This window comes from Streptomyces sp. NBC_00104 (genome assembly GCF_045160825.1).
Taxonomy (GTDB): Bacteria; Actinomycetota; Actinomycetes; order Streptomycetales; family Streptomycetaceae; genus Streptomyces.
In genome coordinates, this window is the sequence record NZ_CP108215.1 from 5,816,776 (window position 1) to 5,829,708 (window position 12,933).

Below are 12,933 nucleotides of genomic sequence, written 5' to 3' on the forward strand. Positions count from 1 at the left end.
CCTGGACGACGTGGCCCCGCGGGCCGAAACGGGGCGCGGCCCCTGCTTTTCAGGGGCCGCGCCCGCATGCGCCTACGCCGCGGAGTCGGGAGACGTCGCCAGGGACCAGATCACGAACACCGCGATGCCGATGCAGATGACGGACCAGACGGGGGCGTACGGCAGGAACATGAAGTACTCGATGGCGAACAGGGACGTCAGGGCGATGCCCAGGGCACGGGCCCAGGGGCGGTTCTGGATGACGCCCCAGCCGGTGCCCAGGACGACGAGCCCGATCGCCAGGTGGATCCAGCCCCACGTGGTGAGGCTGAACTCGAAGACGTAGCTGCCGATGTTCGTGTACACGTCGTCCGTGGCGATCCCCGCGATGCCGTTGAGGATGCCCATGATGCCGATGACCATCATCAGGACACCGGCGAAGACCATCCCGCCGTGGGCCATCGCCGAGCCGGTCTCCCGTTGACGCGTCGGCGTCTCCTGCGACGTGCGGTTCGAACGCGGTGCGGTGCTGTGCTGGGCCATGAGGGTCTCCTCCGACGGATGGACAGCTCATCCGCATGCTCACGCGGCAGGGGGAGGGCCGCACGCGGTGTAGGCCGAACGGGTGAACGGCGGCCCCGCGCCCCGCCCCGCGCCCCGGCTCAGTCCAGCCGGGCCAGCAAGCCCTCCAGGGCCTTGTTGAACTCCTCCGGGCGCTCCAGGTTCGGCAGGTGGGCGGCGCCGTCGATGACGTGGAGGGTGGAGTCGGGGAGGGCGGCGTGCATGGCCTCGGCGTCGGAGACGGGGGTGTACTCGTCGTCGGCGCCCACGACGACCAGGGCCGGGACGGCGACGCGGGTGAGCAGCTCGCGGTAGTCGGGGCGTTCGGCGCGGCCGCGCAGGGCCGCCGCGGCGCCCTCGGGGTCGGTGGCCGTCATCATGCGGCGCACCTGGGCCGCGACGTCGGCGTCCGCGTACGGCGCGACCATCTTGTGGAGCACCTCGTCGGCGTACCCCGTCATGCCCTCGCGCAGCAGCCGGTCGGCCATGGCGTTGCGGGTGCGCCTGCCCTCCTCGGTCTCGGCGGCGGGGAAGGTGTCGGCGAGGAGGAGGCCGCGGATGCGGTGCGGGTACTGGCGGTAGCACTCCATCACGATCTGGCCGCCCATGGAGAGGCCCCCGAGGACGAACTCGGAGACCCCGAGGCCGTCGAGGAGCGTCGCGATGTCCTCGGCGAAGGTCTGGAGCGGGGTGACGCCCGGGACCACCGGGGACGCGCCGTAGCCGCGCAGATCGGGGGCGATGACACGGCGGGAGGCGGCGAACGCCGTGATCTGGGGGTGCCACATCGTGCGGTCGAAGGGGTGGCCGTGGATGAGGACGAGGGGGAGGGGCGCGCCTGCTTCCCCTTTGTCCTCGTATGCGAGGAAGGCGGTCATGGCTTCGACCCTAGGGTTCCCCAACTCCTCGGTGCAATGTGGTGAAGGCGGGTGTTCGCGCGGCGGCGGGGCATCGCCGGGTCGACCGCCGGGCGGGTGTACGCGGAGCTGGTGCGGCGCGGGCTGGCGGTGGGGGAGGTCGGGCGCGGGACCTTCGTACGGGCGGCGCCGCCGGTGTCGGCGGGGTGGGCGCTGGCCGAGCCGGCTGGCTCGGTGAAACCTGGAGCTCAACTACCGTTCCTAGGGACTGAGCGGGGCTGAGTCCTGTTGCCAGGTCTCGTGCTCGGCCGAACGCCCCGGACGGTGTTGGGCGTTCTGGTTGCCCGCGTTCGCTCCGCGTCCGGGCGGCACGGATCGTGTCCGTGGTCCGGGGATGCGGGGACGGGGTTCCTCACGCCCAGGAACCTCCGGTCGGGCCTGGACGGTCCGATGCCCCACCGCATCACTCCGGTGCTGTGGGGGCGGTGTCGTCCGTCGCCGGATCGGGTGTCCCTGGGCGCGCCTTCCGATCGCCACGGCAGCAGCGTCATGGCGAGTGGTGGTGCGGCTTGTGGTGCTGAGGGGCTTCTGCCAGTGCTGGGCACCCCAGCGGCTGGTGTAGGCCGGGTCGACGGCGATGACCGCGATCCCGGTGGCGTCGGCCATCGAGGCCAGGCGGGCGCGGAGCTTGCCGGTGGGCATGCCGGAGATGAGTCGGCGAAAGCGTGTGCGGCGGCCGTGCTTCTCCCGGGTCTTCTCGGCAGCGAAGTCCAGGTCCTCCACCGCGATCGCCTTCACTCCACAGGTGCGGGCCCAGTGCAGGAGGCGGGTGAGCGCGTGGCGGACCTGGGCGTCGCGATGTTCGGCGGGGCCGGTGAGGTCGTAGAAGAAGCGGCGCGGGCTGCCGGTCGGGTTGCCGTGGAGATCGAGGCGCCAGGCGGCGAGGTGGTCGGCGTTCATGTCGACGCCGATCACTCCGTGGGCGAGCGCGGCCTCGATGGGGAGGGTGGGGGTGGGCGGGATCTGCCAGGAGGCGGTCACATACCAGCGGTCCCGGCCGGTATCGAGGTGGATGCGGTAGGCGATGGCCCGGTCCGCTGCGACGCGGTCGGCCCACTCGCCGCCCCGGTGCGCGAACGCGACCCTGCAGGCCAGGACGTACCGGCCGTGCGGAGCGTTCGCCAGATGCGTCAGCGGTGCGGGGAGCTTGATGCTCACCTCGCCCTCCGAGCTGATGCGGATGGTTTCGTTGCCGTGGCGCTTGCCGGACTCACCGTCCGCCTGGCAGAACCAGCGCTCCGCCTCCCACCGCCCGCGCCACGCGGACTCGGTCAGCCCGGCCTCCTCCAGGTGATGCCGGGTACGGGCCAGCCGTTTGCCGCCGCGCACGACGTGCACGATGCCGGCCTCGCGTTCGGCCCGCGCGGCGGTCAGCCGGTCCTGCAGCACCCGCAGGCGCCGCGACTTCGCGTGCCATTCCCGCGGGGACCGGTAACCTCCGGGCGCCTTCTTCGTCCCCTTCTGCCCGACCGGCAGGGACAGGCGGTCCTCCATGGTGCGGATGCCGGCTTCCAGGTTGTGGATGTGCGCCGACTGGCAGCGGCGGGCGAGCGCCCACTGGTCGTGCGTGGCCTTGGTGATACTGCCCGCCCACCGCGACGACGACAGCGGCGTCAGCCCCCGCTTACGCACCGCCCACGCCTGACCGGAATGCTCCAGACCGTCCCGGCAGCGCGCCTTGAGATCCTTCGCCGCCAGCGACCCCAGATGCGCACCCACCAGACGCAGCACCTTCTCATCCCCGGGCGTCAGCTGCTTGAGGCGGGTCCGGACAGCCACACCATGCGGACCGGACGCAACGAACGGCGCGGCGATGCTCCTCAGCCCACCCACTCTGTCACCCCCGCCCGGCCCCACCCGAAGAACCCGTCGCTAAGGGAAACGAGCACCACCCAGGAAAGTCACGCATTCGATGAAAGAACGTCAGTTCCCCACTGAAACCGACACCACCACCGAGGCGCATGACACAACACAGACCAGCAGCACTCACTCCCGCTCACCAAAACGCTCCTGAACGCACTCCAGCGACAGCAGCTCCATACCCCGCTCGCTCTCGGCCAGTCGGAGCTGCTGGCCGCCGGACTGGCGCCGCTGCTGCGGCCGGACGTGCTGACGGACGCGCTGCGCACGGCCCCCGCGACCGGTACGGCCGCCGCGCGCGAGGCCGCGGCCGGGCTGCTCGCCACGGCCGGCTGGCGCCCGGACCCGGACCGTTTCCTCTTCGCCGGCAACGCCCGCCAGGCCATCGCCGCGGCCCTCGCCCATCTCGTACGGCCCGGGGGCCGCGTCGGTGTCGAGGCCCTCACGTATCCGCTGGTCAAGGAGATCGCCGGGCGGCTGGGGGTGACCCTGGTACCGCTCGCGACGGACGGGGAGGGGGTGCGGCCGGAGGCCGTGGTGGCCGCGCATCGGGCCGCGCCGTTGTCGGCGGTGTATGTGCAGCCGACGTTGCACAATCCGACGTCCGTGACGATGGGGACGGGGCGGCGGGCCGAACTGGCGCGTGTGGTGCGGGAGTTGGACCTGCCGGTGATCGAGGACCGGATCTGGTCGTTCCTGGCGGATGGTGATGCGGGCGGGGATTCGGGTTCCGGTGAGGGGGTGGCGCCGCCGTTGGCCGCGTACGCGCCGGAGCGGGTGTTCGTCGTGGACGGGCTGTCCAAGCGGGTGGCGCCGGGGCTGACGGTCGGGTTCCTGGTGGTGCCGGAGGGGCGGGTCGAGGGGGTGGCGGACGCGTTGCGTTCGGGTGGCTGGACGGCGGGGCGGTTCGCTCTGGAGGCGGGGGCGCGGTGGATCGGGGACGGGACGGTCGGGCGGCTGGTCGAGGCGAAGCGGGCGGACGCGGCGGCACGGCAGCGGCTGGTCGCCGAGCACCTCGCGGGGTTCGCCGTACGGGGGGATGCGCGGGCGTACTACGCGTGGTGGGAGTTGCCGGAGCCCTGGCGTGCCGACACGTTCTGCGCGGCGGCGGCCGAGCGGGGGGTGGCGGTGACCCCGGGGTCGGCGTTCAGCGTTCCGGTGGTGGGGGTGGGGCGGGGGCCTGCCTTCAGTGGTCCGGCGGCCGGTGCGGGTCGGGGGGCGGCAGGCGGCGGCCCGGCGGTCGGTGCGGGGCGGGGACCGGGCACGCTCACCGGCGGTGACAGGGTGCCGCCGCGCCCACCCTCCCCCGCTCTCGGCGTCGATCGAGCGGGGGGACCCGCATCGCCCCAGCGGCCCGCCCGCCCGCGGTCGGGCTGGGCGGGGCAGACGGGAGAGCCGGGGTGGTCGGTGCCGCCGGGGTCGGCCGCGGCGGGGCCCTGGACGCGGACCGGGTGGCCGGGGCCGGGTGGGGCGGTGGCGCAGGAGGGCGAGCCTTCCCGGGCGGGGCGGCTCCGGGCGGCGGCGCCCGCGTCCGACTGCGTCAGACTTGGGCTCGCGTCGGTTCCTCTGCCGGAGTTGGCGGGGGCGTTGCGGGCACTCGGCGATGTCGCGCGAGGCGGCCCGTGAGCCAGGCGGCCGCGGCGACGGTGGCGCCGAGGCCCAGGAGCCCCCAGGTCACGGTGCGGAGGGTGGCGGTGAGGGCGTCGTAGACGGCGCCGGCGGCCGCGGGGGAGACGTCCGGAGGCAGGTCGGCGAGGGTGAGATGGCGGCCGAGGGCCACGGCGACCCCCAGGAGCGCGCCGCCGAGCGCCGTGCCGAGGCCCGTCGCACAGACGGCCCGGCGCCGCTGCGTCGCGACGAGAACACCACCGGCGGCCAGCGCGAGCGCGCCGACCGGGAGCCAGAACGCGGCGATTTCGAGCACGCGATACCCCTTCCGAAGCTGAACCAGTTCCGCGGCCGACAGCACCTCGACCTCGGTGTGCGCGACCGGGATGCGATGGGCGAACGGCACGTGGTCGCGGACGAGTTGACGTTTGACGCGTTCGCCGACCGGCGCGAGGTCGAGCGTCACCGCCCGCGCCGCGCCCCCACCGGGGCCGTCCGCGGCCCCGGCGCCCGCGTCCTCCTCGCGCACCGCCCCCAGCACCGCGTCGTGTGCCGCCCGGTTCGCCGTGTGCCACGCCGTGCGGAACGCCTCGGTCTGGGTGAAGGAGCGCGCCGCGTCGTGCGTGAAGTCCTGGACCGGACGCCGCAGCGGGGGCCGCACCCGGACCTCGCGCAGGATCCCGGCGGCGACCGCGTCCGCGAGCGCCTCCCGTACGTCCGGGTCGGCGGCCAGCGGCGCCATGACCGCCTCGTAGCGCGTCCGGTCCGCTATCTCGTACGTCGCCCACGCCGCCAGCGCGCCCACCGGCGTGAGCAGGCAGGCGAGCACGGTCAGCGCGGCCGACAGGGTGCCGCGGGCACGGTGGGACACCCCTCCAGGCAAGACCTCCGCCCACCACCGCGCGAGCGCTCCCGCCCCACGTGACTGCGAATGGCCCCCCAGGACAAGCCGAACGGGGTGACCGACCGACAGTCCCGTGCGGCGGCCCCGCGCGGAGGTCCCGGCCGACAGCCCCGTGCGGGGCCGGCGCCCCCTCCGGCGGAGCGCTCACCCGGACGGGGGTTACCCGCACGATCACCGCCCGCGGTGACCTGAACCCGGATGATCACCGCTGCGGAGACGGATAAGCGGCTTGATCACCGTTGGCGGATGAGGGCTGATCACCGCTGCGGAGGCGGATGCGGGCTGATCACCGCTGCCGGTGGCCCGTCGCGTCCTCGTGGGTGTAGTAGCGGTAGAAGTTCACCGCGAAGACCGCCGCCGCGATGGCGAGCGACATGACCGTGGAGCGCAGCACGCTGTGCTGGGACGCCTGGCTGTAGAGGAAGCCGAAGGCGCAGCCCGCGAAGGCGGCCCAGAGGAGGGCGTGCGCCTCGCGGCGCAGGCGGGGTGCCACGGTCAGTACGGCGATGTGGAGCGCCGCGAACACGAACGCCGTCACGAAGCCGAAGAGGAGGTTCCAGCCGGTGATGGGGCCGGCGTCGCGGTCCATGGCCGCGGCCCAGTATCCGTAGACGAGGCCGAGGACCACGGGCACGATCCGGTTCGCGAGCACGTGGGTGCGCGCGCTGAAGACATCGGGTGTGGCCGGCCCCGCCGACCTGCCCGGAGCCGAGGGCCTGCCCGGAGCCGAGGGCCTGTCCGGAATCACCGGCCGGCCCGGAGTGGGTGCCGCTTGAGCCATGGGAGCACTCCTCTCTTCCCCCTCCCCCGCAACGCTCCGCCCCGACTACCAGAGCACACCTGGGAAGGCGCCCTGGCAAGTCGGGCGGCAAGGGTCGTGACAGGGCGGGGCGGGGGCGTGACAGGGCGGCGGGACGGGGTCACGCGGGGCCGGGCGGGCCGGGGCCGTGCCGGGCTCCGGATGTGGCCGGGTCGGGATGCGGGGGGCGTAGGGGCGTGTTTCGCTGTGGGGCATGCGGATACGGATACCGGTGCCGCGGGGGCGCCGGGAGCCGGACCCCGTCGAGCGGCGGCAGCCGCTGCGGGTACGCGGGCGCGACATCGCCTGGCTACCGCCGCTGGTGGTGCTCCTCGCCGTACCGGTGGTCGACTGGTACACCAGCGGCGACTTCCGGATCATCTCGTGGCTGGTGCTCGTACCGGGCGTGGCCGCCGCGGTCTGCCGGGTGTGGACGACGGCGCTGTTCGCGGCGCTCGCGATGCTCATGTACGTCCTGGGCGACAACTCCTGGCCCCACCAGTACCGCGCCGGCCTCCCCGACTTCATCCTCGTCGCCCTCGGCGGGATCCTGTCCGTGCTGGCCTGCGCGGTACGGCTGCGCGCGCAGGAGCGGATGCTGCACATGCGGGCCGTCGTCGACACCACCCGCCGGATCCTGCTGCGCCAGCTGCCGCCCGACGTCGGCGGCCTCGACCACGCGGAGATCTATCTCGCCGCCGACAGCGAGGCCCGAGTGGGCGGCGACTTCTACGACATCCAGCCGAGCCCGTACGGCACCCGCGTCGTCATCGGCGACGTCCAGGGCAAGGGGCTCGAGGCGGTGGAGGCGGCGTCCGTGCTGCTCGGCACGTTCCGTGAGGCCGCCTACCACGAGGCAGAACCGGCCACGGTGGCCGAGCGGCTGGAGACCCGCATGGTGCGGCACCTGCGCTACTGCGAGCACGTCGGCCGCGACGACGCCGAGCGCTTCGCGACCGCCGTGCTGCTCGACTTCCCCGACCTGCGCAGCGAGCGCACCGACTGGGGCCCGGACCTCACCGGGCTCGACGCGGTCACCGTGGACGTCGTCAACTTCGGCCACGAACCCCCGCTCCTGGTCTCCCCCGACGGCGTACGCCCCCTGCCGCTGTGGGACGGACTCCCGCTGGGGCTCAGTGAGTTGGCACCGATGCCGCCCAGGGCGGCGACGGTCCGGCTCGCCGCCGACGAGACGTTGCTCCTGGTCACGGACGGGGTGACGGAGGCGCGCGACGGGAGCGGGGTCTTCTTCCCCCTCCGCGACTACCTCACCCGTGCCCTCGCCGCCGGGCCGCCCGTCCTCGACCCCGGGTCCCTGGTCCGCCTCGTCCGCGACGGCGTCCTCGCGCACACCGGCGGCGGCCTCGACGACGACACGACGATCTTCGCGGTACGCCGGGCGTCCGAGCCGATGCGACGGGGGCCGGGGGCGGCACAGCGGGCGTCGTGAGGTGGGGAGCGGGTTGGGGCGTGAGGTGCGGGTCCGTGGGGCGTGAGGTGCGGGTCCGTGGGGCGTGCGGCCGGTGTGCGGGCCCGGCTCCGTTCGTCGCGCGGCGACCCGAACGGGGCGCTCCTTTCCCCGTTTGCACGCGCAGCGGTTACCGTGCTGGCTGGCGTACGTGATCGATGGGGAGGGAACGATGCCCGGAACAGTGCTGCTGATCGCGGCCTCGCCCATGGGCAAGGGGTGCCTGGTGGACGCGGCCTCCGTGCTTCCCGTACTGGCGGCCGTCACGCCCGAGGTGCTGTCCGGCACGGGTACGGCGAACGTCGTCGAGCTGGCCGATCCGCTGGAACCGCAGGCCGTCCTCACCCGGCTGCGCGCCGCGGCGACCGCGCCCGGGCCGCTCACCGTGTACCTCGCCGGGCAGCTCCAACTCGACCGCAAGCAGCGGCTCGTGCATCTGGCGCTGGCGCGTACGACGCCGGCGACCGTGCGGTACACGGCGTTTCCCTGGCACTGGATCGTGGAGGAACTGCGGCTGCGTACGCCCGGGTCGACGACCTTGTTCGTCGATCTGCACGCCGACGCGGAGGTGTGGCGGCAGTTGGCAGGGCAGCCGCTGTCCGCCGGGCCCGGGGTGAGCGTGTACGGGCGGATCGCGCCGCCGGCGGCGGGGGTGCGGCGGGGGGTGGCCGTGCCGGGGTACATGAAGGCGTTGGCGACGATACTGCGGAGCGGGCAGCGGCCGGGGGCGGCGGTCCTCCACGAGCAGGTGCTCGCGCGGACGGGGGGGTACGGGGACCTGGCCCTGGCCTGGGACGCGACGGCGCCCGGCGGGGGTGTCCGGCACGGCGATTTCGCCCCCGCCGCCCCTACCCGTCCCATCCCGTCCCCGGGGGCTCCGCCCCCGGCCCCCCGAAGCCACCCTCCGGCCTCGCCCTCACCCGCCGGACGGGCTGAGAGCAGTGGGGCGGGGCCGGCGGAGAACGGCACGCCTGAACCGGAGGGGAACAGCCTGACGGGGCCGGCGGAGAACGGCTTGCCCGGGCCGGGCGGGAACAGCTTGCCCGGGCCGGAGGGAGCCGGCCTGCCCGTGCCGGTGGCGCAGGGTCTGCCCGGGGCCGTGGCGGGCGCCTCGGCGTTGTCGGCGGCGAACGACCGGCCTGTGCTGGTGGTCCGGGCCCCCGGAGCTGGAGCGCATGCCGCGTCCGAGACCTTGGCGAAGTCCCTGCCTGCGCCTGCGCCTGCGGCGGACGGCTCGTCCGGGCCCGCGGTGAACCGCTGGCCCGGGCCCGAGGCGGACGGTGCATCCGGCCCTGCGGTGGCTCGCTCCGGGCCCGAGATGGACGGTTCGTCTGGCCCTGCGGTGACTCGCCCGTCCGGGCCCGAGGCGGACGGTGCATCCGGCCCTGCGGTGGCTCGCTCGTCCGGGCCCGAGATGGACCGTGCGTCCGGGACTCCGGCGGTCGGTTCGTCCGGGCCTGTGGTGGGCGTCTCGTCCGGGACTCCGGTGGACGGCTCGTCCGGGCCCGAGATGGACCGTGCGTCCGGGACTCCGGCGGTCGGTTCGTCCGGGCCTGTGGTGGGCGGCTCGTCCGAGGGCCCGGTGGAACGGTTGTCCGGGGCCGTGGCGGTGGCGGTGGCCGATCCCCATGGGGCCATCGCTGTCGCCGTCGAGGCTGGGCGGCATGGTGAGGCCGATGAGCTCGCCGCTCGGTGGGAGCAGGGGGCGTTGCGGGAGTTCGGGGACGGGTCGGAGGAGGTCTTGCACTGGCGGGAGGTGCGGGCCGATCTGGCGATGTTCGCGGGGGACCCGGCCGGGAGTTGTGAGGCCTGGATGGGGGTCGCCCGGGCGCGGCTCGCGGCGGGGCGTCCGGCGCAGGACCCGATGGTCGAGTCGGCGGTCGACCGGGCCCATCATCAGTGGGGGCTCGTCGCGGACGCGGGGCGGGCAGGTGAACTCGGCGTCGCCCTCGTGGAGTTGCGGGGCCGCGTCCCGGGGCGCCGACCCGGAGCCCTGGAGCACGCTCGGCAGCATCTGGCCGAACTGCGGCAGCGGCTCGCGGAGTTGAGGTCGGCCCAGCACGTACCCGGTTAGCCGAGCCGGTCGATGAGCCGTCGTTCCGTTCGTCGTAGATCGATGAGCCGTCGATCAGGGCGAATACCGGGCCGACCTCGGAGGGGAGTTGTACGAGGTCACACCATCAGCACACAGGGTGGACACCGCACGTTGATCACTTAAGCGGTCGTGGCTCCGGAACAGATCGGAGTTTGATCAGAGAATGATCAGAAACTCCCCTGCCGTTGGCAAAGTCCACCTCCCGCCACCACCCGTGGGTTATGTCGAGCCGCTCAGGACGAGGCCGGGATGCGCACCCTGAACCACGCCCCCTGGTGCGGCGGGTGGGGCGGTTCCAGCGTGACCATGCCGCCGTGGGCCGTCGCGATCGCCGTGACGATGCTGAGGCCGAGCCCGCTGCCGGCGGCCCGCGTCTCCTCACCGCGTACGAAGGGGTCGAAGAGCCGCTCGCGCAGTTCGCCCGGGATTCCGGGACCGTCGTCCAGAACCTCGATCACCCGGTACCCGTCCTCCGTGCCGAGCCCCAGCGTGGTCGTCGTACCCGGCGGTGTGTGGACACGCGCGTTGGCCAGCAGGTTGGCGACCAGTTGGTGCAGCCGCAACGGGTCGCCCGTGACCGTGTGGTCCCCGGGGGCGAGCAGCAGCCGTACGGGCCGGCCGGGGTGGCAGTCACGGGCGGCGGAGACCGCGTCCCGGCACAGCTGGGCCAGGTCCACGCACGTCAGTTGCAGGGGCTGGCCGAGGTCGAGGCGGGTCAGCAGCACGAGTTCGTCGATGAGGGTGCTCATCCGGCCGACCTCGGTGGTGATCCGGCCGAGCGCCTCCTGCCGCATGGGCTCGTACGCGGGGTCGCCGACCCGGGCGAGTTCGGCGTAACCGGAGATCGTGGTCAGCGGGTTGCGCAGCTCGTGACCGGCGGCCGCCATGAACTCGCGCAGCCGCCGCTCGGTGCCCTGCCGCTCCCTGACCTCCCGGCGGCCCAGGCGGCGGGCGCCGATCAGGACGGTGGCGAGGAGGGGGAGCGCGGCGGCCGTCTCGACCTGGAGCAGGCGCTCGACCGCCCGCCGGTCCTCCGCCGTCGACCTGGCCGTGACGATGTAGCCGCCCTCACGATTCCGGCCCGCCTCCGCCACGCGCACCACCTTCGCCCGGTAGCTCTCCCCGAACGCCGACGGTGTCGCCCGAGCCGCGTACGCCTTCAGCCGGGCGGGCGTGAGCGCGGGGAACGCGGGGAGGCCGTCGGACCCCGGGTAGCGCTCCACGACCTTGCCGTCGGCGTCGAGGACGAGGACGAGGCCGTACTTGTCGATGGGCGTCGTCGATACGGGGGCACGGGGGCCCGGCGCGGGGGCGGCTGCCGACGCGGACGGCGAGACAGAGGATGACGGCGAGACCGAGGCCGGGTCTGAGGCTGAGGATGACGTCGACGTTGATGTCGAGGTCGAGCCCGACGTCGCCTCCGCCTCCGCCTCCGCCTCCGCCTCTGCCTCCGCCTTCGCCTCTGCCTCCGGTGCTGGTGCCGGTGCCGCGTACGAGGCGGAACCCGGGCCGCCCGGGCCGCCGAACCCGCTCGCCCTCGTTATCTCCTGATCGGTGCGGGTGGTGAGGTGGTGGGCGAGGGTGTGGGCGGAGAGGGTGGCGACCGCGCCCAGCGTGGTGAGGGTGGCGACCAGCCAGAAGCCGACCGTGCGCCGGCCGGTGCGGTGGGGGCGGATCGGCTGTTCGAGGGAGGGGAGGGCGCGGCCGGGGTGGGGCCGACGGCACGTGTCACTCGGCGCGAGCAGCCCGGCCGCCCTGATGTTCTCGCCCAGCCCGGTGAACCCACTCATCCGCCCAACCCGTCCACGCCGCCCAGCTCTCCGTCGCCCCCGCCGGTCCCGCCCGCCCCTCCCCCGGAGGGGCGCTGGCTCAGTTCGCGCACAGTTGGTAGCCCACTCCCCTGACCGTCCGTATGAGGGACTGGCCCGGCTCGCCGAGCTTGCGGCGCAGGTAGTAGATGTACGTGTCCACGACGCCCGACCCCTCGTCACGGTGGTTCCAGACGCGCTCCTGGATCTGGCCCCGGGAGAGGACGCGGCCGGGGTTCTCCATCAGGTAGCGCAGGAGGGCGAACTCGGTGGTGGTGAGGTCGACGGGGCGGCCGGCGGCCCAGACCTGGTGGGCGTCGGCGTCGAGTTGGACCGCGCCGGCGCGGAGGCGGTTGCGGTCGGGCGCGGGATGGCCGCCGCCGGCCCGGCGCAGCAGGGCGCGGACGCGGGCGGCCACCTCCTTCAGCTCGAACGGTTTGGTGACGAAGTCGTCACCGCCCATGTCCAGCCCGCGCACCCGGTCGTCGACACCGCCGAGCCCGGTGAGGAACAGCACCGGGACCGCGTTGCCCCGGTCGCGCAGGGTCCGGCACACCTCGAAGCCGCCCAGGTCGGGGAGGTTGACGTCGAGGAGGATGAGGTCGGGGTCGTACCGCGTGACGGCCTGCAGCGCCTGCCGCCCGGTCGCCGCGGCGGTCACCTGATAGCCGAGGAACTCCAGTGCCATGGTCAGCATGGACCGGATCCCCTCCTCGTCGTCCACGACGAGCAACTGCCCGCCCGAGGGCGCGGGTTGGACTGCTGAGTGGGCGGAGGGCACAGGGGTGGTCATGTCCTGTTCCTTTGCGGCCGTGACCCCAGATTGAGGTCTCAAGTTTCGGCAGATCCGTATCGTCACACGTACCGGCAGGTAAGGGAGACCGCTTTCGAAATCATTCGGAATGGCTCGTTCCCGAAGCGCGAGAGCGCGCCC

7 protein-coding genes and 4 pseudogenes are annotated in these 12,933 nt (G+C 73.8%); 4 read left to right on the forward strand and 7 right to left on the reverse strand.

Annotated features, from left to right (window positions below; translation table 11 throughout):
* Positions 1 to 72 precede the first annotated feature (72 nt).
* Together OG272_RS25625 and OG272_RS25630 are read right to left on the reverse strand one after the other, a co-directional pair.
* Positions 73 to 522 (reverse strand): hypothetical protein, encoded by a 450-nt coding sequence (locus OG272_RS25625; protein WP_326580380.1) that lies wholly within the window; start codon positions 520 to 522, stop codon positions 73 to 75.
* Positions 523 to 641: 119 nt separating this feature from the next.
* Positions 642 to 1,418: an alpha/beta fold hydrolase gene (locus OG272_RS25630; protein ID WP_405894954.1), complete on the reverse strand. Its 777-nt coding sequence runs from the start codon at positions 1,416 to 1,418 to the stop codon at positions 642 to 644.
* 45 nt (positions 1,419 to 1,463) lie between these two features.
* Between OG272_RS25630 and OG272_RS25635 the strand changes: the two are divergent.
* A pseudogene (locus tag OG272_RS25635) lies at positions 1,464 to 1,658 on the forward strand (PLP-dependent aminotransferase family protein); the annotation flags it as partial.
* Here the strand turns inward: OG272_RS25635 and OG272_RS25640 are convergent.
* A pseudogene (locus tag OG272_RS25640) lies at positions 1,659 to 3,290 on the reverse strand (IS200/IS605 family accessory protein TnpB-related protein).
* A 198-nt stretch (positions 3,291 to 3,488) separates the two neighbouring features.
* Between OG272_RS25640 and OG272_RS25645 the strand changes: the two are divergent.
* Positions 3,489 to 4,472, forward strand: a pseudogene (locus OG272_RS25645) (aminotransferase class I/II-fold pyridoxal phosphate-dependent enzyme); the annotation flags it as partial.
* Positions 4,473 to 4,857: 385 nt separating this feature from the next.
* On the opposite strand, the gene OG272_RS25650 reads toward OG272_RS25645, so the two are convergent.
* Positions 4,858 to 5,796 carry a hypothetical protein gene (locus OG272_RS25650; RefSeq protein ID WP_328223618.1) on the reverse strand — a complete coding sequence of 313 codons (939 nt, stop codon included), beginning with the start codon at positions 5,794 to 5,796 and terminating at the stop codon, positions 4,858 to 4,860.
* A 319-nt stretch (positions 5,797 to 6,115) separates the two neighbouring features.
* Positions 6,116 to 6,610: a hypothetical protein gene (locus OG272_RS25655; protein WP_327728716.1), complete on the reverse strand. Its 495-nt coding sequence runs from the start codon at positions 6,608 to 6,610 to the stop codon at positions 6,116 to 6,118.
* 232 nt (positions 6,611 to 6,842) lie between these two features.
* Here OG272_RS25655 and OG272_RS25660 point away from each other — a divergent pair, with 232 nt between their 5' ends.
* Positions 6,843 to 8,078: a PP2C family protein-serine/threonine phosphatase gene (locus OG272_RS25660; RefSeq protein WP_405894955.1), complete on the forward strand. Its 1,236-nt coding sequence runs from the start codon at positions 6,843 to 6,845 to the stop codon at positions 8,076 to 8,078.
* A gap of 190 nt (positions 8,079 to 8,268) precedes the next feature.
* Positions 8,269 to 8,920: pseudogene (locus tag OG272_RS25665) on the forward strand (hypothetical protein); the annotation flags it as partial.
* A gap of 1,504 nt (positions 8,921 to 10,424) precedes the next feature.
* Here OG272_RS25665 and OG272_RS25670 read toward each other — a convergent pair.
* On the reverse strand, positions 10,425 to 11,981 hold the full coding sequence (locus OG272_RS25670) for a sensor histidine kinase (protein ID WP_405894957.1): 1,557 nt from the start codon (positions 11,979 to 11,981) through the stop codon (positions 10,425 to 10,427).
* A gap of 79 nt (positions 11,982 to 12,060) precedes the next feature.
* The gene (locus tag OG272_RS25675) at positions 12,061 to 12,792 is read right to left on the reverse strand and encodes a response regulator transcription factor (protein WP_326580367.1); all 732 of its coding nucleotides are present in this window, start codon (positions 12,790 to 12,792) and stop codon (positions 12,061 to 12,063) included.
* Positions 12,793 to 12,933 lie beyond the last annotated feature (141 nt).

Bases quoted from the DNA above. Each gene is read 5' to 3' on its own strand.
- OG272_RS25675 (WP_326580367.1), bottom strand. From the start codon at position 12,792: ATGACCACCCCTGTGCCCTCCGCCCACTCAGCAGTCCAACCCGCGCCC.
- OG272_RS25655 (WP_327728716.1), bottom strand. From the start codon at position 6,610: ATGGCTCAAGCGGCACCCACTCCGGGCCGGCCGGTGATTCCGGACAGG.
- OG272_RS25660 (WP_405894955.1), top strand. From the start codon at position 6,843: ATGCGGATACGGATACCGGTGCCGCGGGGGCGCCGGGAGCCGGACCCC.
- OG272_RS25630 (WP_405894954.1), bottom strand. From the start codon at position 1,418: ATGACCGCCTTCCTCGCATACGAGGACAAAGGGGAAGCAGGCGCGCCC.
- OG272_RS25670 (WP_405894957.1), bottom strand. From the start codon at position 11,981: ATGAGTGGGTTCACCGGGCTGGGCGAGAACATCAGGGCGGCCGGGCTG.
- OG272_RS25625 (WP_326580380.1), bottom strand. From the start codon at position 522: ATGGCCCAGCACAGCACCGCACCGCGTTCGAACCGCACGTCGCAGGAG.